This window comes from Tenggerimyces flavus, assembly GCF_016907715.1.
GTDB lineage: Bacteria > Actinomycetota > Actinomycetes > Propionibacteriales > Actinopolymorphaceae > Tenggerimyces > Tenggerimyces flavus.
In genome coordinates, this window is record NZ_JAFBCM010000001.1 from 3,939,712 (window position 1) to 3,960,844 (window position 21,133).

The following is a 21,133-nucleotide window of genomic DNA, read 5'->3' on the forward strand; positions in this document are numbered from 1 at the left end:
GGACACCAGCCACACAAGGATCAGAGGCAGGGAGTCCAGACATGACGGAGACGGTGAGCGGGCCTCGCGGGGGCGCCAAGGGGCGCTCGGCGACCAAGGGCCTGAAGATCGGCCGGATCTTCACCACTCCAGGCGTTCATCCCTACGACGAGGTGACCTGGGAGCGCCGGGACGTCCTCCAGCAGAACTGGAAGACGGGCGAGACGGTGTTCCAGCAGAGTGGAGTGGAGTTCCCCGACTTCTGGTCGGTGAACGCCTCCACGATCGTCACCACGAAGTACTTCCGCGGTGCGGTCGGCACTGAGCAGCGGGAGTGGAGCCTCAAGCAGCTCATCGACCGGGTCGTGAAGACGTACCGGCGCGCCGGTGAGGAGTACAACTACTTCGCCAGCCCCGCCGCCGCGGAGACGTTCGAGCACGAGCTCACCTGGATGCTGCTGCACCAGGTGTTCAGCTTCAACTCGCCGGTCTGGTTCAACGTCGGCACGCCGTCGCCGCAGCAGGTGAGCGCCTGCTTCATCCTCGCCACCGACGATTCGATGGACTCGATCCTCAACTGGTACCGGGAAGAGGGCCTGATCTTCAAGGGCGGCTCCGGTGCCGGGGTCAACCTCTCCCGCATCCGGTCCAGCCGTGAGCTGCTGTCGTCCGGCGGCACGGCGTCTGGCCCGGTCTCGTTCATGCGCGGCGCGGACGCGTCCGCCGGGACGATCAAGTCCGGCGGTGCCACCCGGCGCGCGGCGAAGATGGTGATCCTCGACGTCGACCACCCCGACATCGAGGAGTTCATCGAGACCAAGGCGCGCGAGGAGGACAAGATCCGCGCGCTGCGCGACGCCGGCTTCGACATGGACCTCGGCGGCAAGGACATCGTCAGCGTCCAGTACCAGAATGCGAACAACTCGGTGCGCGTCTCCGACGAGTTCATGCGCGCGTACGAGGACGGCAACGCGTTCGGCCTGCGTGCTCGCGCCACCGGCGAGGTGCTGGACAAGGTCGACGCGAAGGAGCTGTTCCGCAAGATCGCGCTGGCCGCGTGGGGTTGTGCCGACCCGGGCATCCAGTACGACGACACGATCAACGACTGGCACACCACGCCGGAGACCGGGCGGATCACCGCGTCCAACCCGTGCAGCGAGTACATGCACCTGGACAACTCCTCCTGCAACCTGGCTTCGCTCAACCTGTTGAAGTTCCTGCGCGACGACGACACGTTCGACACCGACAAGTTCGCCAAGGCCGTCGAGCTGATCATCACCGCGATGGACATCTCGATCTGCTTCGCGGACTTCCCGACCGAGGCGATCGGCGAGACCACCCGCGCGTACCGGCAGCTCGGCATCGGCTACGCCAACCTCGGCGCGCTGCTGATGGCGACCGGGCACGGGTACGACTCCGAGGGCGGCCGCGCGATGGCGGCGGCGATCACGTCGCTGATGAACGGCACCGCGTACAAGCGCTCTGCCGAGCTGGCCGCGATCGTCGGCCCGTACGACGGCTACGCCCGCAACGCCGAGCCGCACAAGCGCGTGATGCGCAAGCACGCGGCGGCGAACGACGCGATCCAGCCGGTCGAGACGCTGGACGAGACCGTGCTCGACGCGGCCTCGAAGGCGTGGGCGGCGGCGCTGGAGACCGGCGAGAAGTACGGCTGGCGCAACGCGCAGGCTTCGGTGCTCGCGCCGACCGGCACCATCGGCCTGATGATGGACTGCGACACGACGGGCATCGAGCCGGACCTCGCGCTGGTGAAGTTCAAGAAGCTCGTCGGCGGCGGCTCGATGCAGATCGTCAACAACACCGTGCCGCGTGCGCTCCGCCGGATGGGCTACCAGGAGGAGCAGGTCGAGGCGATCGTCGAGTACATCTCCGAGCACGGCCACGTGGTCGACGCGCCGGGGCTCAAGCAGGAGCACTACGAGGTGTTCGACTGCGCGATGGGCCAGCGTTCGATCCGGCCGATGGGGCACGTGAAGATGATGGCCGCGGTGCAGCCGTTCATCTCCGGTGCGATCTCGAAGACCGTGAACATGCCGGAGACGGCGACGGTCGAGGAAGTCGAGGAGATCTACTACCAAGGTTGGAAGCTCGGGCTGAAGGCGCTGGCGATCTACCGCGACAACTGCAAGGTCGGCCAGCCGCTGTCGGACGCTCGGGCGAAGAAGGCCTCTTCGTCGGAGTCTTCGGCGGCGGAGAAGGAGGTCGTGGTCGAGTACCGGCCCGACCGGAAGCGGCTGCCGAAGTCGCGTCCGTCCCGGACGACCTCGTTCACGGTCGGCGGTGCCGAGGGCTACATGACGGCGGGCTCGTACCCCGACGACGGCCTCGGCGAGGTGTTCCTCAAGCTGGGCAAGCAGGGTTCGACGCTCGCCGGGGTGATGGACGCGTTCTCGATCGCGATCTCGATCGCCTTGCAGTACGGCGTTCCGCTGGAGACGTTCGTCCAGAAGTTCACCAACCTGCGATTCGAGCCGGCCGGCATGACCGACGACCCGGACGTGCGGATGTCGCAGTCGATCATGGACTACATCTTCCGCCGCCTGGCGCTGGACTACCTGTCCTTCGAGCAGCGCTCGGCGCTGGGAATCTACTCGGCGGACGAGCGGCAGCGGCAGCTCGAGACGGGCTCCTATGAGCCCGTGGTCGAGTCCGTACCCGAGGACACCGGCGACGCGTCGTCGCTGAAGCAATCGCAGGTTGACGAGACGCCCGCTGCCGCTGCCAAGCCGGCGCCGACGCAGGCCCACACGTCGACCGAGCTGCTGGAAGCCATCACCGGCACCACCGCCGACGCCCCGCTGTGCTTCACCTGTGGCACCAAGATGCGCCCCGCCGGAAGCTGCTTCGTCTGCGAAGGCTGCGGCAGCACGAGCGGGTGCTCGTAGAGCCGATTGTCGAGTGAGGCGAGGGCCTGGCCGGTTGGCCAGGCCCTCGCCGCGTCTAGACCCAGATCTCGATCGCCACCACCTGCTGCGCGCCGACGAGGTCGGCGATCGTCGGCGCGATGATCGCCTGCACGAACCGGCCGTCCGCGTCGAGCTCGATGCCCACCCACCCCTGCGGACAGGCATCCACACCAAGAACACTGGGCATCGTCGCACCCTTGTCGCGTGAGGAGTCACCAAGTGCGGGTCGTCAGGGTCGGGCTCACTCCCCTCAAGGGCATGGCACATCTCGCGTTGGACAGCGTCGAGCTGGCGTTGGACGGGCCAGTGGGGGATCGGGTGTTCTGTCTGGTCGACCCCGCCACTCACCGCGTGCTGCGCACGGTCGAGGACGACGCGCTGATGGCCTGCCGGGCGGAGTGGACCGATCCCGTCCTGACGATTCGCACGCCGATCGGGACCGTGACCGGCGAGGTTGAGGTCGGCAGCGAGCTCACCGCCGACTACTGGGGACGAACCGCGCGGCTGCGGGAGGTGCGCGGTCCGTGGGCGGAGCTGCTGAGCGCGTACGCCGGACGCCCCGTCGTGCTCTGCCGCACTACACCCGGCGAGATCATCTGGGCTGGCTCCGTCTCGATCGTCACCACCGCGTCCCTCGCCGAGCTGGCGCGTCGGGTGGGACGGGTGGTGGACGATGGCGCGAGGTTCCGGGCGACGTTCGTCGTCGACACCGGCGACGACGAGCCGTTCGCCGAGGACCGCTGGCAGCAGGTTCGGCTCGGCGACGCCGTCCTGCGCGTACGCGGTCCGCTCGCCAGATGCGCCGTCGTCGACCGCCACCCAGCCCGAGGCGGGCACGACCTGCCCGCCCTCAAGGCGCTCGCCCACGACCGCACCAAGGACGGCGAGATCCTGTTCGGCATCTCCGCCGACGTCGTCCGCCCTGGAATCGTCAACGGACGTTGGGTAGCACCTCGGTAGCCGCGCGGTCGAGCTGGACGAGCGCGAGGTCGGGGTCCTTCGGCGGCACGAACACCACCGAGTCCGATCCCGACTCGACCAGCGCCAGGATGCCGGTGACGCAGTCGTCCGCCGAGCCCGCGATCGCGAGCTGGGCGAGCGCCTCGTCCGGCAGCGCCTCGGCCAGCTCCGCCGGACCGCCGGTCGACTCGACGAGCGCGCGCACCCGGTCGGCCAGCGCCTCGTCGTCGAGCTGGAACGGCGACCGGTACGAGAGGCTCGTCGCCGTCTCGAGGCGGGCGTTCGTCCGTGCCGGGTCGAGGTCGAAGTGCGCGAACGTGATCAGCTGGTGCTCGTCCGTACGTCCCGCCGCCGCCCGGCCGGCGTCGATGTGGCCGCGCGCCCACCGTTGGTACGTCGGCGTCGCCAGCTCCGCGAGCAGCGTCCCGTTGGCGACCTCACCGGACAGCTTGAGCGACTTCTCGCTGCGTACGCCCGAGACGATCGGCGGCACGGCGGCGGGCGGGTAGTCCAGCTTCACGTTGTCGAAGTGCACGTACTTGCCGTCGGTCGTCACCGTCTCGCCCGCGAGCAGCCGCCGGACGACATCGATCGTCTCGCGCAGCGCGGCGAGCTGTGACGGCGGCAACGCGCCGATCTGCCGCATCCAGTCCGTGACGCCGTGGCCGAAGCCCGGGATGAACCGGCCGGGGAAGAGGCGCTCGAGGTTCGCCAGCTCCATCGCGGCGAGCGCCGGGTTGCGCAGCACGGCGGGCAGGATGCCGATGCCGATCGTGATCCGTTCGGTCACCGAGGCCGCGACCGCGGCGGTCGAGATCGCGCCGGCGAAGAAGCAGTCCTCGACCACCCACAGCTCGTCGTACCCCAGCTCCTCGACCCGCCTCGCGAAGTCGCGCAACTCCTCGGGCGGCCTGACACAGCGGTACATGACGCCGACGCGCATGAACGTCTCCCTCCAGTCGATGCGACGATCTCACATATGACCGACATCGATGCCGCGACCCTTGTCGACCTCGTCCGAGCCAGTCACCTCCGCCTGCACAAGCTCGTCGACGGGCTCACCGACGCGCAGGCGCGCGAACCGTCCGCGTTGCCGGACTGGTCGCGCGGACACGTTCTCACCCACGTCGCGAACCTCGCGACCGCGTTCGCGCGGGTCACCGACTTCGCCCTGCGGGGCGAGCAGGTCGAGGTGTACGAGGGCGGTCGGCCGGCGCGTGCCGCCGCGATCGAGGCGGGTGCCGGGCGGCCTGCCGCGGAGCTGGTACGGGCGGTGGTGGAGTCCGACGCGTTGTTGGAGCAGGCGTGGGCGAAGGCCGGTCCGGACGACTGGGCACGACCCGTTCGGTATCGCGACGGCGTGCTGCTGGACACGGTGTGGTGCCGGTGGCGCGAGGCCGAGGTGCACGCGGTCGACGCGCACCTGGGGTACGAGCCTTCGCAATGGTCGCCGGAGTTCTGCGCGCACCTGGTGGAGTTCCTGACGCCGCGGGTGCCGGAGGGGATCGAGCTGATGCTGTCGCCGGTCGACGGCGAACGCGCGTTCCTGCTCGGCGGCGGCCGCGAGGTGGAGCTGCGCGGTCACCTCAGCGATCTGGTCGCCTGGCTGGCGGGACGGCGCCACGGCGACATCGACGGGGAGCTCGTCGAGCTGAACCCCTGGCCTTAGGCCGACGCTAGCCGCCGGCCTCCGGCCTAACGGACGAGTTGGTGCAGGAGCCGGTCGACCTCGGCTTTGGGGTCGTCGGTGAGGCCGGCGTGGACGGGGCCGGGTTGGACGATCGTGCTGCGCGGCGCGGTGAGCCAGCGGAACCGTTCGCCTCGCGGCAGCGCGCCGGCCGGGCCGGCGTCGGCGTTGCCGCGGCAGACGGCGCAGATCGCGTCGAGCGCCTCGCGTACCGCCTCGACGTCGGCCTCGGCGTCGAGGCAGGTGAGCCGGGCGACGTCGACGTGGACGGCGGCCTCGAGGAAGTCGTGCTGCTGGCAGTAGACGACGACGCCGACGTTGACGGTCTCGCCGCGTTCGATCCTGGGAACGGCGCGCAGCAGGGCGTAGTCGAAGACAGCTCTGGTCATGGCGTTTTCACCCAGCTGCGTGGGGATTTCGCGCGTGCGGCGAGGTGGTCGACGTACGCCTGTTTGGTGGTGGCTTCGTCGATCCACTCGTCGGGAACGTGCGCGACGACGTCGTGGAGCAGCTCGTCGGTGACCTGGGGCGCGAGGTCGGCGTCGGCAGCTGCGAGGCCGTCCGTGAACGCTGTCAAGGCGTGGTTGACATAGTCGTACGGACGGTTGGCGGACTGCTCGGGTGTGGGCCAGGTGTGTTGGAACAGCAGCGTCGCGCCGTGGTCGATGCAGTAGAGCTCGCGGTGCCAGACGAGCAGGTTGGGGTTGCGCCAGCTGCGGTCGACGTTCGTCACCAGGCCGTCGAACCAGAGGATACGCGCGGCGGTCTCGGGAGCGGGCTTCCAGGAGACGCCCTCGTACCCGAGCGCTCGGGGCAGGAAGTCCATGCCGAGGTTGGTGCCGGCGCTGGCGTGCAGGACGTCTTGGACCTCGGGATCGGGTTCGTGGCGGCCGATCTGTGGATCGAGGTGGACGACGACGAGCTCGGGGATCGCGATGCCGAGCCTTCGTCCGAGCTCGCCGGCGATGACCTCGGCGACGAGGGCCTTGAGTCCTTGGCCAGCGCCACGGAACTTTACGACGTACGTACCGAGGTCGTCGGCCTCGACCAGGCCGGGGAGGGAGCCGCCTTCGCGCAACGGGGTGACGTATCGAGTCGCCTCCACGGTCCGCAGCACGGGCGTCAGGCTACCGTCGGGGTGGACGTCCACGGTGCAAGGGAGCTACTGATGAGGATCGCGATTGCCGGAGCGCACGGGCAGATCGGCCTGCGGCTGGGGCGGCTGCTCGCCGCGCGCGGCGACTCGGTGGTGGGGCTGGTACGGAACCCGGACCACGTGCCCGACCTGGCGGAGGCCGGCGTCGAGGGCGTGGTGCTGGACCTCGAGCAGCCGGTGATGGATCCGCTGGCGGAGGCGATCGAGGAATGCGACGCGGTCGTGTTCGCGGCCGGTGCCGGGCCGGGGAGCGGTGCGGCGCGGAAGGACACCGTCGACCGCGGCGCCGCGGTCCTGCTCGCCGAGTCGGCCGGGTTGTCGGGCATCTCGCGCTACCTGTTGGTCTCGTCGATCGGCGTCGACTCCGTCCGCGACGGCGCTGTCCCCTCGGGCGTGGACGAGGTGTTCCTGGCGTACCTGCGCGCGAAGCTCGCCGCCGAGGAGGCGCTGTTGAAGGAGAAGCTGGACCTGACGATCCTGCGCCCCGGCGGCCTCACCAACGACGCCGGAACGGGCCGTGTGACGCTCGCTCCGAACGTCGACCGCGGCCAGGTGACCCGCGACGACGTCGCAGCCGTCCTCGTCGCGTTGCTGGACGAGCCCCGCACCGCCGGCCTCGTGTTGGGCCTCACCGGCGGCGACGTGCCCATCAAGGAGGCCGTCGCCGCGGTCTGTGGATAACTTCCGACGGCTTGGTGGTCGGGAGGCGCATCCTTTGGGTGGGAAGCGGTACCCGAAGGAGTGCGTGATGAGGTATCCGACAGAGGTGCTCGGTGAGGTCGAGATCCGGCCTTGGCTCAACGAAGCCGAGGTTCAGTATCTGACGGCGTTCGCTCGGACGCGGCGGTGGTTCAGGCCGCAGGGGCCCTATGTCGTGCTCGGGCCTGACGCGGTCGAGACGTACGACGATCTGGCCGCCATCAATCGGCCGTGGCCGGGGGAGCCGAGCCTCGCCTGTGACTGGGTGCCGAGTGACAATGGGCGGCGGATGTGCTTCAACGGGCGGGAGAGCTTCTGCCAGCCGGCCGAGTGGCTGCGCTACCTGGTCGACACGTTCCTCGGCCCCGAGGCGGCCGCGCGGCAGAGCAAGGAGCCGGTGTTCGAGCGGTTCACGTTCGACCACGTACTGAACGGCGTCTTCGCGCTGAGGCGCCGCGACACTGGACGGCTGTGGCTGATCGAGGTCGTCGACAACGAGATCACCGAGCGGGAGCTCGTCGCGGCGGCAGCGGCCTAGCTGTTGTGCGCCGCGAGGTTGCGCTGGGCGCGGCGGGCGGCGAGCGACGTCGGAGCCTCGCGGATCCGCGCCTCGACCTCCTGCCGGAACGCCGCGATGCCGCGCTCGCCAAGTGGCTCGGCGTAGTCGGCGATGTCGATGCTGAAGTACTGCTGGTCGTCGAAGCTGAACTTCACCAGCCACCGCACCAGCTGCAACGGCTTCGGCGGAACGGCAGCGCAGGCCCGCGCGTGCAGCTCGAGCAGCCGCACCGCTGCCGAGCCGATCGCGCCGGACGCGTCGTCGGCCGATGACAGCAGGCGAACTACCTTCACCAACGTCCGTTGGATCAACGCCACCGCCTCCGGCCGCTCCGCCTCGATCAGCCCTTCGAGCAGATCGGACGCGGCGCCCAGCTGCCGGCCGTAGATCACGGTCGACCGCGCGTCGAGCTTGCGCGGCCGGCGAACGAGCTCCTCGAGCTGCTCGCTGATCGCGCCGAGGTCGCCGACCGCGCGGGCGGCCCGGTCGGACAGCCGGGTGGCGAAGGCCGGCGCGTCGTCCATGGCCTCGAGCACGAGGTCGATCAGGTCGTCCTGGCCGCGGGTGCGCAGATACTCCTGCACCGCCGAACCACGCTCGGCGATCGGCGGGCCTTCCTCGCCGGTGATCAGCAGCGCGACCGCGACGGTGTGCTTGCAGATGCGGCCGTCTTCGACTGCCACCGGGCACTCGCACGACCAGTCGTCCTTGCTGATCCGCACCCGATAGCGGTGCGAACCTTCGACAGTCCCGAAGACGACACCGCCACCGCGGGCGAGCTCGGTGACGTGCCCGTCCTCGGCGTACTTCACGCCGCGCTCGAAGGACGCCAGGTCGGCGTCGACGATGAGCTCCTTCGCGGCATCGAAGCAGGAGGCGGTCATGTGATGACGGTACGACTCGCCACCGACAGCGCGCGACAAGGCACGCCCTATCGTGGGACGGATGCGAGAAGTGGCGGGGGCGTTCGGGCTGGGCGACGTGCTCGCGGTCGCGTACCTGCCGAACGGGATGATGAACCGCAACTGGCGGGTCGAGACGTCGAGCGGGACGTACGCGATCAAGCAGCTCCGCGACGTCGAACCCGACCCGGCGCGTCGTCAGCACGACACGATCGACCAGCTCGCCGCAGCTGGCCTGCCCGTGCCTCGGGTGGTCCGGACCGGCGAAGGCGACTCGGTCGTCGAGGTGGACGGACTCTCGTATGCAGCCAGTCAGTGGATGGTGGGTGAACATCGCGAAGGCGCGACGCTGGCGATCGCCGAGTGTGTCGAGCTCGGTGGGCTGCTCGGCGTGCTGCACCACGAGCTCGAGCGTGTCCTGCCAGACGTGCCGGATCAGGTTGAGGTGAGGGTGCGCGATCACGGCGGCGCGGTGGCGGACGCCGAGCGGTACCTTGCGCTGATCGCAGCGAAGGACGAGCCCGACACCTTCGATCGTCTGGCTGAGCGCGGTCTGATCGAAGGGTTGGAGCTGCTCGCGAAGTACCGTGACCGGGCGCCCAAGCCCGACATCGGCGGTGGCGGGTGGATCCATGGCGACTTCAACCACTTCAACGTGCTGTGGGAAGCGGGCAGCGTGCGTGCCGTTCTGGACTGGGATCGGCTGAAGGCCGCGCCCCGCGGGATGGAGGTCGCTCGAGCCGCCGAGCTGCTGTTCTGGCAGGAGACGACCTTCGATCTCAAACGGATGGCGGCGTTCATCGGTGGGTACCGCGCCGTGGCACCGATCGACTCGTCGGATCTCCTTGCTGGGTTGCAGCTTCGGTGGTGGAACCTACTCTGCGGGTTCTGGCCGCTCGACGCGCACTACGACCGGAACGACCTGACCTGCGACCATCTCTTCGAGCCACGCTGCGCTCGGCTCGCCTGGTGGTGCTCACACGAGGATGAGCTCATAGCGGCAGCCACAGCTCGGTAGCGCCGGCGTCGACGGAGCAGAACAGCAGGACGCAGTCGGCGGGGGAGCCGGTCGCGTCGTGGATCGCCCTGGCGTAGAGGCTGAGCTGGGTCGCGTACGCGCGCACCGTCTCCTCGGTCGGGGCGGCGTCGGTCTTGTAGTCGACGATCACCAGGCGGCCGTCGTCCTCGCGGTAGAGCAGGTCGACGTACCCCTCCACCAGGACGTCGTCGATGATCGTGCCGACGTACGTCTCCTTCCAGTGCTCCCGTGTCGCCGCTCGCCCGATCACCGGCGAGGCCAACGCCGAACGGGACATGGCCGCGACGACGGCGCTGTGCTCGCCGACTCCCTCGGCTTGGGACAGCGACTCGGCGATCGGCTCCAGGCCGTCGCCGGTCGCGAGCGACACGGTCTGTAGAACGGCGTGTACGGCCCGGCCGACCGCGGTGCCGTACCGTCCCTTCGCCCACGGCGGCAGCTCGAGGTCGCGCGGCTGCTTGGCCAGGCCGGCGATCGCCACCGACGGCAGCTCGACCGGTGCCCGGCCGTGCGCCACGTCTGTCGCCGACACCGCCGCCGGCAGCGTCGCCTGGGCGACCGCCCGCGCGTGCTCGACCTGCCACTCGGTCCAGGTCGGGAACGGCACGGGTGCGGCCGCGACCACCGACGGCAACGGCGGCACGGCCGACAGGTCGCCCGCGCACGTCCAGGTCTGCTGCCCGGTCGACGCGCTCGCTGACGCCAACAGCTCGGCGAGTGAAAGCGACACCTGATCCCGGGCGGGATAGCGCCGCGCGGACCTGTGCAACGAGACCACCAGCCGCGACTCGGCCCGCGTGCAGGCGACGTAGAGCAACCGCAGGTCCTCGGCGTGTTCCAGCTCGCGTTCGGCCGCGGCCGCCTCGGCGTACCCGGCCGTCTCCGTGTACCGGGTCACCCGCAGCTGGTAGCCGTTCGTCGACCACAACGCGCGCGCTGTCGTGTTCGGCCACCGCGCGCCCAGCCCCGACACGATCACCATCGGGAACTGCAGCCCCTTCGCGGCGTGGATCGTCATGATCCGTACGGCGTCCTCGTCGGACTCCGGCAGCACGGGCTCGCTCACCCGTGCCGACTCCTCGGCCTGCCGCGCCGCCCACGCGAGGTACTCACGGAGCGTCCCGTGCTCGGCCTCCGACCAGGCCCGCGCCTGGTCGAGCACGTACCTGATCCGCCGCCATCTCTCCCGATGCCGCGGCCGACCCAGCCCGTCGGCGTCGACCGCGAGCTCGAGCTGGTGCCGGTCCCGAACGATCCGGTCCAACAGCTCGACCGGCGCGAGCTGCGGTCGTGCCAACGCGGCCGAACGCAGCCAAGCCATCGACTCGCGCACCGGATCGTCGGGCGGGACCTCCTCCGGCGGCGGCGCGAAGATCGACCACCGGCCGCCGGCCTCCTTCCACCGCCACAGGTCGTCGTCACCGCAGCCGAACAGCGTCGAACGCAGCGTGGACACCAGCGCCAGCTGGTCGGTCGGATCTGCGAGTGCGCGGGCCGCGAGCATCAGGTCGCGCACCTCGCGGGAGGAGTACACCAGCGAGGTCGCATCCGTACGGAACGGAATGCCCGCTTGGTCGAACGCGCTCTCCAACGCCCCGATCGACGTGCGCGTCGGGACCAGGATCGTCACGTCACCGAGCCGCAGGGGCCGTCGCTGCCAGCTGCCGTCGGCGCGGTCGTCGACCTGCCAACCCTCGGCGACCGCGCGCAGGATCGTGCTCGCGACGTCCGCCGCCTCCAGCTCGCGCACCCTGTCGGCGCTGGTCTGGACCGGGTGCGGGTCCGGCCCCACGGCGAGCACGGCCGGGCCGGCTCCGTCCCAGGGCGGGCGACTCGGATCCGGGTCGAGTCCGACGTACTCCGGCTGGCTGTCCGCCGTCGGCTGGATCAGCTGTCCGAACACGGTGTTGATCCAGCCCAGCAGGTCGGGAGTGGCGCGGAAGTTCGTGGTCAGGTCGAGCACGCCGCCGAGCCGCGTGCGGGCGGCGAGGAACGCCCCGATGTCGGCGCGGCGGAACCGGTAGATCGACTGCTTCGGATCGCCGACCACGAACAGCGCGCCCGCGGGCACCGCGACCTCGCGCCAGTCGGCCGCGTCCCCGTCGGCGCCGGCGGCGATCCGCACCGCGAGCTCGATCTGGATCGGGTCGGTGTCCTGGAACTCGTCGAGCAGGATCCGCTGGTACCGCTCCTGCAGGGTGGTCCGCACCCGGGCGCCGTGGACCGGGTCGCGCAGCACGGTCCGCGCGAGCACGAGCAGGTCGTGGAACGTGAGCCGACCGCTCGTCCTTCGTTCGGTCGCGGCCAGGACGGTGTGGACGGCGATCCGGTAGGCGACGCGGCGAAGCGCGGCGTCGAGCACGTGGGCTCGTTGGGCGAACGCCGCTGTCCTGAGGTTGGCGAGCGCCTCTCGGAGTATTGCGAGATCGGTGCCGGGCCAGTTGCGCCGCGCGCCGTAGTAGCCGCTGTCGGGGACGGCGCCCAGCAGCACGAACCGGTCGAGGCTCTGCTCGGCGGCGTCGACGTCGGCGATCCAGGTGCGCAGCCGGGTGAGGCGTTGGGCCAGCTTGTCGTCGACGTCCGCGCGGCGCCCACCCATGGCCAACACGGCCTCGGCACGCTCGCGCAGCTCGGCCAGCGACGGATCCGGCACCGGTCCCGGCTCGCCGAGGCGGACGATGTGCTCGTCGACCAGGTCCCAGTTGGCGTCGAAGTCGCGGGCAAGCGGGCGCAGATGGCGCTCGAGGTCGATGCCGACGGCAAGCACGAGTCGGAGCGTCGGGGCCAGCTCGGCGTCGTCGAGCAGCGCGACCCGCAGGTCGTGCCAGCGCCGTTCGAAGCCGACCTGAGCGCCGACCTCGTCGACCACCTGCACCAGCGGTGGTAGCCCGGCCTCGATCGGATGCTCGGCGAGGATGCGACCCGCGAACGAGTGCAGCGTGCCGATCGCCGCGCCGTCCAGATCGTCCAGCGCCGCCTCGGCTCGTGCGCCGACGATGCCCTCCTCGCCGGCGAGCTCCTCCAAGCCGACGCGGATCCGGTCGCGGAGCTCGGCGGCGGCCTTCTCGGTGAACGTCACCGCGGCGATGTGCTCGACGGAGATGCCCGCGTGGACGACCAGCGCGACGATGCGTTCGACCAGCACGGTGGTCTTGCCCGACCCGGCACCCGCCTCGACGAACAACGTCGAGCCGAGGTCGGTCGCGATGCGTTCACGGACGGCCTGGTCGGCCAGCTGCTCAGCCATCGTCGCCCTCGCCTTCGGGATGGACGAGGGCCTGGAACGCGGCCAGCTCGGGTGCGGTCCGGACGCGCTCCCAGGTCCGCACGGCGAGGGCGTCGCCGAGGCCGTCGGGATCGCAGTAGACGCAGTGGTAGCCGCCGCTGTCCTTCACCGGGCGGGGCGGGAACAGGCCGGTCCGGATGCCGTCGACGATCACCGTGAGCGCGTCGCGGAGCTCGGCCAGCACGGCGTCGGAGACGAGGTAGCCGCAGACCTCGTACCGGCCACGCCTGGTCGCGAACCAGTACTCGGAGTGGACCGGGACGTCGGTCTCGCCGAGCTTGTGTTGGGCCGCGAGCGCGTAGATCGGCAGCTGGAGGCGGTGGCCGTGGTCGATCGGGTTGTCGACGCTGAGCCGGTCGTACGACGACGCCAGCGCGCCGGTCTTGTAGTCGGCGACGACGAGGCCGCCGCCGATTGCGCGGTCGACTCGGTCGGCGGTGCCCTTGAGCAGCATCGTCCGACCGTCGGGCAGGTCGACGGGGATCTCGTTGAACCAGAGCTCGGTCGCCACCGGCGTCAGGCCGCCCTCGGCGCGGCGCCGATCGTCGTGGCTGAGGAACGTCAGGACGTCGGTGAGGATGTCCTGCCGGTCCTGCTCCCAGAGCAGCGGCGATCCGGTGGCGCCGCGTTGTTCGACGTTGGTGAACTCCTCCGCCGCGATCGTGCGCATGCGGGCCCTCGCGGCCTCGTCCCAGGGAACGTTCGGGGCCGGGATCTCGCCGCTGTCGATCGCCTCCTGAATGAACCGTTCGTAGATCGCGTGTACCAGCGAACCGCGTTGCAGGGCGCTGATCCGCAAGAGCTCTTCGGGGGTGTCGTTGGGGCGGATCCTCAACACCTGTTGGAGGAAGTAGCCGTGCGGGCAGGTGGTCCAGGACTCGAGGGCGGTCGGTGAGACGGCTGCGCGCTCGGTCGGGTCGGGGAGGCCGGTGACCTCGCGGAGGTTGCCATCGAACCTGGTGAACGCGTCGCTCCGCCTTGCGCGGGCCGCCTCGAGCGAGCGGCGGAACAGCACGCCGTCGACCTTGTCGTCGATCTTCTCGCCTCTGGCCGCCGCGGCGACGGCGCTGCGTTGGCGCCACTCCTGGCTGGTGGCGGGGCGCCGGAGGGTCTCGACGGCGTGCGCGTGCGAGGGCAGCTCGACGATGGCTTCGCTTGGCGTTCGTTGCCAGGTGGTGCCCTGCAGTCCGGGGTCGTGGGCGAGCCTTCGCAGCGTGGGCAGGAGCCAGCGCGACGGCACCCGCACGCCGCCGCGGCGCAGGTCGCCGCGCGGGAACGTGAGCAGCGACTCTTCCGCGCCGGCCAGTGCGGCGTGCAGCTGGTCGCGTTGCTGGACGAGGCGTTGCTTCCCGGTGGGCAGGTCGCGTCCGCCTTCGCGGGCTCGATCCGGCAGCAGCGGGTCCTCGCGCTGTCGCGCTGGCAGCAGGCCTTCGGCGAGACCGACGACGATCAGCAGGTCGACGTCCAGGCCGGGGCCGTCGCTGATCGGGCCGACGAGGACGCCGACGCCGATCTTGCCGACCCGGTCGAGGTCGTCGGTGAGCTCGAGCTCGAGTAGCTCGCGGGCGGCCTGGAGGGTCGCGCCGCCGGCCACGCCGTCGAGGCTGGCCAGGCTGGAGATGAGCGTCGAGACCTTGTCGGCGGCGCGGCGTTGCTCCTCGGAGAACGTGGTGCGTTCGTCGACGCCGAGGACGTGCTGCCAGAGCGACTCGAGGCCGGCGGAGAGGGCGCGCCACGTTCCGGGCTCGCGGAGGGCGTCGAGCCGGTCGCGGAGGTCGGTGACGAACGCGAGCAGGTCGTCGGCCGCGGTGGCCAGGCCAACGTTGCGTTCGATCAGCCAGTCGCGCGGCTCGGGTACCTCTCGTTCGAGGGCGACGATCTCCCTGTACTCCGCGGCCAGGTTGGCGAGGCGTTGCCAGTCGGTGCCGCGGACCACGCCGGCCCGGCGGGAGGTGCGTTCGGCGAGGCTGGCCTCGACCCTGGCGCCGCGGAACCAGACCGGGACGTCGGAGAGGACGGCCATCAGCTGGTCGCGGCGGACGTCCTGGTCGGGGAGCGCGAGCAGCCGCAACAGCGCGCGGGGGAGCGGTCGCTCCGCGGTCGGGCGGACGGCCCTGCCGTGGATGCGGAGGTCGGCGGCGGCCAGGTGCTCGTGCAGCAGGCGGGCGTACGGGTCGGCGGTGCCGTACAGGATCGCGATCCGGTGGCCTGGCGTGTTGGCCAGCCTGGTGGTGACCTCGCGGACGACGGCGCGGACCTCGTCGTCGGGGTCGGTAGCGTGCAGCACGCGGGTGCCGAACGCCTCGGCCGACTCGGGGCGGACCTCGACGAGTTCGTCGAGGGTGGCGAGCAGCTCGCGCTCGGGGTGGTCGAGCTCGCGTGGGAGGAACGTGACGATGGTGCCGAACCCCGCGAGCTCGCGCTCGCCCGCCTGCTCGGTGGCCGCGTCGAGGAGGTCGACCGGATCGAACCAGCGGGTCTGGACGATCGCGCGGATCGCGTGGTGCAGGCGGACGACGTCCGCGACGAGCGGGCCGCCGGTTACCGCGAGGTCGTCGACGGCCTGGGGTGGGAGGGTGCGGAGCTCGCGGTGCGCCTTGGCGATGGCCCGCACGGTGCCGAAGTGCTCGGCGACGGTGTCGAACCTGCCCGGCGCGTCGGTGAGCACGCGGCGGACGGCGGTGGCGAGGACCGGGTCGGTCAGCGGCCTGCGCCCAGCCCTTGCGAGCTTGTCGCCGGCCAGCTGCTCGGCGAGCCTGCGGAGCGTGAGAACGGCGAGCCCGGCGATGCCGGGGCGCCCGCTCCCGTTGTCCCGCGCGAGCGCCCGCCGGGCGGTGACGCCGACCAGCTCCGAGGAGACGATCAGCGTGACCTGCGCGAGCGGAGCATCCCGCTTGGCGGCGGCGACAGCCCGCCGCAACGCCTCGTACGCCGCGGCCCCGAACGGCGCCACGATCTGCTGAGCGGTCATCGTCACCTCCTCGGGTGATTCGGGTCGTACGAGAAACGCTAGACGAGCCCACCGACAACCTGGGGTGCTGTCACGTGCTCAGACGGTGAACACTGCGAGCTTCGGATCGATGTGTCGAAGTCGCCAGGACCTCGTCAGCCCAGGCGTAGTCCTCCGCGCTCGGCCCGCCGAACTCCGATTTGAAGTCGGCGACCAGACCAGCGAGAGCGCGCTCCCGCTTCCAAGCGATCATGGCGTCCGCGATGTAGGCCGAGACGCTCGCGACCTGCCCCGTGCGGACGGCTTCGCGCGCGTCATGGACGAGTTCGGCCGGAAGCCTGACGGCGATCCTTGTAGTCATGGCGGAAATCATCCCGGATCATCCGTCTCGGCCTCAGCTTGCTCGGCCGAGGAGGGGTTGGTGGGTGCGGTCCCGCGGGTAGTCGGTGTCCCAGGGAAACCTGCCCTCCTCCGACGTCACCAGCTGGAGGGCCGGGATCGGTGGGGCGCCGGCCGCTCTGTACATGCCGTTCGCGACCTGGAGGTGGGTGGAGGAGTCGGCCACCCGCAGCATCCGGGCGACGCAGGGGCCGAACAGGTCGTCGAGGACGGCTGGGTCGGTCACGTCGCGGCCGTCGCGGGCCGCGGCGCCGACGAGGTTGAGGGCGTGGCCGCCGCAGTCCATGCAGGAGCCGAACATGACGACCTCCGGGTGGTCTCGATAGCGCGTCAGCCCGACCGTGTACGCGAACGGCGGCTCGCTGACCGGGTCGTCGCGCCCGCCATCGCAGGAGGGATCCGCGCAGACGCCCATGCCGACGAACTGGACGTACCAGCCGTGCTCGAGGATCGCGTTCCGAGCCAGGTTGTAGAAACTGCGTCGCATTCGAATCTCCGTTCGATTGGAAGGTGCGACGAAGCCTACAACGGGGCCACCGACAATGCTCAGGAGCGCAGGGCGTCGGCGGGATGGGAGACCGGCGGTCCGGTGAGATCCCAGCCGCCGAACGTCTTGGCGAACGGGTACCACCGCCCGTCGCGCCCGAGGCGGGCCTGCCGGCGGTCGCAGGTGAGGCGGTTGCCGTCCACCCGAATGTCCTGCCCAGGCAGGGCGGACGCGGCCGCGACCGAGAGATCGGACATCACCGCGGGCTCGGGGTTCCAGACGTCGAGCAGCGCGGCGAGACCGCCAGGACCGGCGTGCCGCCAGGCGATCGCCCAGCCGGTGAGGTCGCGTTGCGAGATCCCCGCCTGGGCGGCGAGCTCGACCAGCCGCGGACCGCCGACGAGCGGGACCGCGCGCCGGGCCAGGTCCTGCTCGCGCGTCAGCTGCAGCCCGCCGTCGCCCGCGCCGGTGGCGAGCTCCCAGGCGCGACCGGCCGCATCGGTGGCGAGCGCCGCGATGCCCTCGGCGTCCACGCCCGCGGCAGGCGGTGGTGCGATGCCCAGCACGGGAGGCCGGCCCGGCCGGTGCGGCGGGAGCAGCGGAGTCGGGATCGCGGCGCGAACGTACGAACGGAAAGCCTCCCGAGCCGGCACCCCCTCGTCCACCGGCTCGGCCTCGAGCTGAACGCCAGCGGCAACCGAACCGAGACCGCCCGTTCGCCGAGCGCGTAACGCCGCGAGCAGCTCGTCGCGAGATCGCCCGCGCAGCTGCAGCAGCGCGAACGGATCCACGTCCAACGCGTCGGCCACGAGGTAACAGACCGCCGCCGCGTGCTTGCACGGATCCGCCCAGTCCGGGCACGAACACCGCGGCTGCACCTCGCCAGCCACCGGCAGCAGATCCACGCCCGCGGCCTTCGCGTCCTCGACCACCTCAGGCGGCAATTCGCCGTCCAGCAACGCCGCGGTCCGCCCCAGCTGCGCGGCGATCAGGTCGATGATCCGGTCCCACTCCTCCGCGGTGAAAGCGCGAACCCGCACCGTCACGCCGTACGGCTTCGGCCGGCTGCCCTGCACCTCGGCCCGGATCAACCCCGGCTCGACGGCGAGCTCCACGACCGTCCCGCGCCGCGCGTAGCTACGTCCGCGCGAGAGCCTGCTCGGATCCAACCGGGCATTGTGCTCGAGCGCGCCGATCCACGCGCGGCTCCACCAGGTCTGCCCGAACGAGCGCCGGCTCCCCTGCCCGCGTGCCGGCGGCGGTGTGTGGTCGTCGCCCTCGCGGGACGCCCACCATGGCTCCTGGCTCACAGTTCCTTCCCCAGCTGCACGAGGTCGGCCAGCTCCTTGTCGGACAGCTCCGTCAGCCACGCCTCGCCCGACCCGACGACCGCGTCGGCCAGCTCCCGTTTGGCCGCGATCAACGAAGCGATCCGGTCCTCGAGCGTGTTCTCGGTGACCAGTCGGTGCACCTGCACGGGATGGTCCTGACCGATCCGGTACGCGCGGTCGGTGGCCTGGTCCTCCACGGCCGGATTCCACCAGCGGTCGTAGTGCACGACGTGCGTCGCCTTCGTCAGCGTCAGCCCGACGCCGCCCGCCTTGAGCGACAGCAGGAACACCGGCGCGCGGCCGTCCTGGAAGTCCGCGACCATCCGGTCGCGCTCCTTCACCGACACGCCGCCGTGCAGGAACAACGTCGGGATGCCGCGCGACTCCAGGTGTGCCTGCAGCAGCTTGCAGAGCTCGACGTACTGGCTGAACACCAGCACCGACTCGCCCTCGGACAGGATCACGTCGAGCAGCTCGTCCAGCGCCGCCAGCTTGCCGGACCGGCCGGGTAGCGGCTCGCGTTCCTTGAGGTACTGCGCGGGGTGGTTGCAGATCTGCTTCAGCGCCGTGAGCAGGCTGAAGATCAGGCCGCGGCGCTCGAGGCCCTGGGCCTCCTCGATCTTCGCGAGCGTCTCGGCGACCACCGCCTTGTACAGCGTGGCCTGCTCCGTCGTGAGCGGAACGATCACGTCGCTCTCGGTCTTCGGCGGCAGCTCGGGCGCGATGCCCGGGTCGACCTTGCGCCGCCGGAGCAGGAACGGCCGGGTGATCCGGGCGAGCCGGCCGGTCGCGTCCTTGTCGTGGTAGCGCTCGATCGGGACGGCGAACTTCGTCCGGAACCGCTCGAGCGAGCCGAGGATGCCGGGCGTCGTCCAGTCGAGCACCGACCACAGCTCGGACAGCCTGTTCTCCACCGGCGTACCGGTCAGTGCGACCCTCGTCGGCGCGGGGACCGAACGGAGCGCGCGGGCGGTCCGGGAGAGCGGGTTCTTCGCGTGCTGCGCCTCGTCGGCGACGACCAGCCCCCAGGCGGTCTCGGCGAGCGTCTCATGGTCGCGGCGGACGACGCCGTACGTGGTGAGCACGACCTCGTTCGGCGCGAGATCGTCCAGGCTGCGCGACCCGCTGTGGAAGCGTCGCGTCGGCACGGTCGGCGCGAACTTGGCCAGCTCGCGCTGCCAGGTGCCGAGCAGCGTGGTCGGGCAGATCACCAGCGTGGGGCCGCGGTCGGGACGCTCGTTGTGCAGATGCAGGTGGAGCGCGATGAGCTGCAACGTCTTGCCGAGGCCCATGTCGTCGGCGAGGCAGCCGCCGAGGCCGAGCTCGGTGAGGTGGGCGAGCCAGCCGAGGCCGCGCAGCTGGTACGGGCGGAGCGTGGCCTCCAGCTCTGGCGGCTGGGCGAGCTCGCGCTGGACGTTCGCGGCGTTCGACAGCGCGGCGGCGAGATCGGCGACCGGGCCGTCGGCGACGAACTCGACGTTTTCGCCGTCCACCTCGACCTCGCCGGTGAGCGCGGCGGCGAGCGCCTCGGCGGCGGTGAGCCGCCGCTCCCTCTTGCGGCGCAGCTTGGCAAGGACGTCCGGGTCCATCCGGACCCACCTGCCACGCAGGCGGACGAGCGGGCGCTTCGCCTCGGCGAGCGTGGCGATCTCGGCGGCGGTGAGCGGCTCGCCGTCGAGGGTCGGCTGCCACTTGAACTGGAGCAGGTCGGACAGCGTGATCGTGGGCTCAGCCGCGCTCGCAGGCGCGGCGACCGCCTTGGCCTTGACGGCGAGGCCGCCGCCGAACAGCTCGGTCGGCCAAAGCACCTCGATCCCCGCGGACTCCAGCGCCTCGGCGCCGTCGGCGAGCAGGTCCTCCAGATCGGCGTCGCCGAGGTCGATGCCGGTCGGCGCCGCGGCCTCCAGCGCCGCACCGAGCGGCGGCCAGGCTCGGGCCCCTCGCCGCAGCCCGAGCAGGAGATTGGTCTCCGCCTCCTGACCGAGGCGGGTGAGGACGGCGGCGGGCGCGTTCCACAGGTCGGCGACGTCGACGAGCAGGCTGGGGTCGGCGACACTGCGCAGCTGGAGCGCGCCGCGGAACGCCTGCCGTTCGTCCTCGTCGTCGTCCTCGGGCGGCTCGACGCGGAGGACCACGCGGGCGCCGGCTCGTTCGGACCGGATGATCTCGGCGAGCCAGTCGGTCGAGCCCTCGACCGGCGCCGGTGCGCGCGTGGCGAACGCGCCGGGCACGGCCAGCTCGGCCGCGGGCGTGCGGACGAGGGTGTCGGCGATCGCGTCCCAGAACTGCCTGACCAGGGCTTCCGGCGAGGCGATCCGCACGGGGGTGTCTTCGTTGATCGGGATCGCGTATGCCTGCGGCGGCATCGCGGCCGCGAGCTCGCGCAGCCAGGACTGGTCGGACTGGTCGAGCGGGCCGACGCGCCAGGTCGCGTAGCCGCTGGCCGACTGCGCGGGACGCAGCCTTCCGCGCGCGACCAGGCGGATGCCGGCGAGGGCGGCGGCCTGCCAGGCGCGGAACGAGTCGGTGACCTGCGCGGGGAACGTGTCCGTGAGCTCTCTTAGCGCCTCGGCGACGCTCAGCTTGCGGGCCGGGACCTGCCCGCGGCTCACCCGCGTGCCGGTCGACCGGACCAGCTCGACGTGGTCGTCCGCCTCGGTCGTGCCGTAGAGCGCGAGCGTGCCCGTCCGCGGTGGATCCGCGGGGACGAAGACGGCTTCGGCGACGGCAGGCATGGTCGTACGGTACGCAGGCCCGCCGACATCGGCACTA

General features: G+C 71.1%; 16 protein-coding genes. 6 read left to right on the forward strand and 10 right to left on the reverse strand.

Features of this window, described 5'->3' with window-relative positions; genetic code table 11:
* Positions 1–41: 41 nt before the first annotated feature.
* The gene (locus tag JOD67_RS18405) at positions 42–2,885 is read left to right on the forward strand and encodes a vitamin B12-dependent ribonucleotide reductase (RefSeq protein ID WP_205118839.1); all 2,844 of its coding nucleotides are present in this window, start codon (positions 42–44) and stop codon (positions 2,883–2,885) included.
* A gap of 55 nt (positions 2,886–2,940) precedes the next feature.
* Here the strand turns inward: JOD67_RS18405 and JOD67_RS18410 are convergent, their stop codons facing one another.
* Complete coding sequence (locus JOD67_RS18410) at positions 2,941–3,093, reverse strand: hypothetical protein (protein ID WP_205118840.1); 153 nt, start codon at positions 3,091–3,093, stop codon at positions 2,941–2,943.
* Positions 3,094–3,125: 32 nt separating this feature from the next.
* On the opposite strand from JOD67_RS18410, the gene JOD67_RS18415 reads away from it, so the two are divergent.
* Positions 3,126–3,866: an MOSC domain-containing protein gene (locus JOD67_RS18415; protein ID WP_205118841.1), complete on the forward strand. Its 741-nt coding sequence runs from the start codon at positions 3,126–3,128 to the stop codon at positions 3,864–3,866.
* On the opposite strand, the gene JOD67_RS18420 is transcribed toward JOD67_RS18415, so the two are convergent.
* Positions 3,838–4,809, reverse strand: a complete 972-nt coding sequence (locus JOD67_RS18420; protein WP_205118842.1) for an LLM class flavin-dependent oxidoreductase — start codon at positions 4,807–4,809, stop codon at positions 3,838–3,840. The two genes, JOD67_RS18415 and JOD67_RS18420, sit on opposite strands and share 29 nt — an antisense overlap.
* Before the next feature lie 36 nt (positions 4,810–4,845).
* On the opposite strand from JOD67_RS18420, the gene JOD67_RS18425 reads away from it, so the two are divergent.
* Entirely contained in the window at positions 4,846–5,535 is a 690-nt protein-coding gene (locus tag JOD67_RS18425) for a maleylpyruvate isomerase family mycothiol-dependent enzyme (RefSeq protein ID WP_205118843.1), read from the forward strand.
* A gap of 26 nt (positions 5,536–5,561) precedes the next feature.
* Here JOD67_RS18425 and JOD67_RS18430 read toward each other — a convergent pair whose 3' ends face one another.
* Both JOD67_RS18430 and JOD67_RS18435 read right to left on the reverse strand, forming a co-directional pair.
* On the reverse strand, positions 5,562–5,942 hold the full coding sequence (locus tag JOD67_RS18430; protein WP_205118844.1) for a DUF3037 domain-containing protein: 381 nt from the start codon (positions 5,940–5,942) through the stop codon (positions 5,562–5,564).
* Positions 5,939–6,670 (reverse strand): HipA family kinase, encoded by a 732-nt coding sequence (locus JOD67_RS18435; RefSeq protein WP_205118845.1) that lies wholly within the window; start codon positions 6,668–6,670, stop codon positions 5,939–5,941. Before JOD67_RS18435 ends, JOD67_RS18430 begins: the two co-directional genes overlap by 4 nt.
* A gap of 51 nt (positions 6,671–6,721) precedes the next feature.
* Between JOD67_RS18435 and JOD67_RS18440 the strand changes: the two genes are divergently transcribed.
* Positions 6,722–7,390, forward strand: a complete 669-nt coding sequence (locus JOD67_RS18440) for an SDR family oxidoreductase (protein WP_205118846.1) — start codon at positions 6,722–6,724, stop codon at positions 7,388–7,390.
* A 67-nt stretch (positions 7,391–7,457) separates the two neighbouring features.
* Positions 7,458–7,946, forward strand: a complete 489-nt coding sequence (locus JOD67_RS18445; RefSeq protein WP_205118847.1) for a hypothetical protein — start codon at positions 7,458–7,460, stop codon at positions 7,944–7,946.
* On the opposite strand, the gene JOD67_RS18450 is transcribed toward JOD67_RS18445, so the two are convergent.
* Complete coding sequence (locus tag JOD67_RS18450; protein WP_205118848.1) at positions 7,943–8,851, reverse strand: SWIM zinc finger family protein; 909 nt, start codon at positions 8,849–8,851, stop codon at positions 7,943–7,945. The genes JOD67_RS18445 and JOD67_RS18450 overlap by 4 nt on opposite strands.
* A 61-nt stretch (positions 8,852–8,912) precedes the next feature.
* Between JOD67_RS18450 and JOD67_RS18455 the strand changes: the two genes are divergently transcribed.
* On the forward strand, positions 8,913–9,887 hold the full coding sequence (locus tag JOD67_RS18455) for a phosphotransferase (RefSeq protein WP_205118849.1): 975 nt from the start codon (positions 8,913–8,915) through the stop codon (positions 9,885–9,887).
* Here the strand turns inward: JOD67_RS18455 and JOD67_RS18460 are convergent.
* From JOD67_RS18460 to JOD67_RS18480, 5 genes are all read right to left on the reverse strand, one after another.
* Positions 9,862–13,155 (reverse strand): UvrD-helicase domain-containing protein, encoded by a 3,294-nt coding sequence (locus JOD67_RS18460; protein ID WP_205118850.1) that lies wholly within the window; start codon positions 13,153–13,155, stop codon positions 9,862–9,864. The two genes, JOD67_RS18455 and JOD67_RS18460, sit on opposite strands and share 26 nt — an antisense overlap.
* Complete coding sequence (locus tag JOD67_RS18465; protein WP_205118851.1) at positions 13,148–16,165, reverse strand: PD-(D/E)XK nuclease family protein; 3,018 nt, start codon at positions 16,163–16,165, stop codon at positions 13,148–13,150. The genes JOD67_RS18460 and JOD67_RS18465 overlap by 8 nt, the downstream gene beginning before the upstream one ends.
* A 373-nt stretch (positions 16,166–16,538) precedes the next feature.
* Complete coding sequence (locus JOD67_RS18470; RefSeq protein WP_205118852.1) at positions 16,539–17,030, reverse strand: DUF4262 domain-containing protein; 492 nt, start codon at positions 17,028–17,030, stop codon at positions 16,539–16,541.
* A 59-nt stretch (positions 17,031–17,089) separates the two neighbouring features.
* Complete coding sequence (locus tag JOD67_RS18475; protein ID WP_307782441.1) at positions 17,090–18,340, reverse strand: SWIM zinc finger family protein; 1,251 nt, start codon at positions 18,338–18,340, stop codon at positions 17,090–17,092.
* Positions 18,337–21,096: an SCO1167/SCO6262 family helicase gene (locus JOD67_RS18480; protein WP_205118853.1), complete on the reverse strand. Its 2,760-nt coding sequence runs from the start codon at positions 21,094–21,096 to the stop codon at positions 18,337–18,339. Before JOD67_RS18480 ends, JOD67_RS18475 begins: the two co-directional genes overlap by 4 nt.
* Positions 21,097–21,133 lie beyond the last annotated feature (37 nt).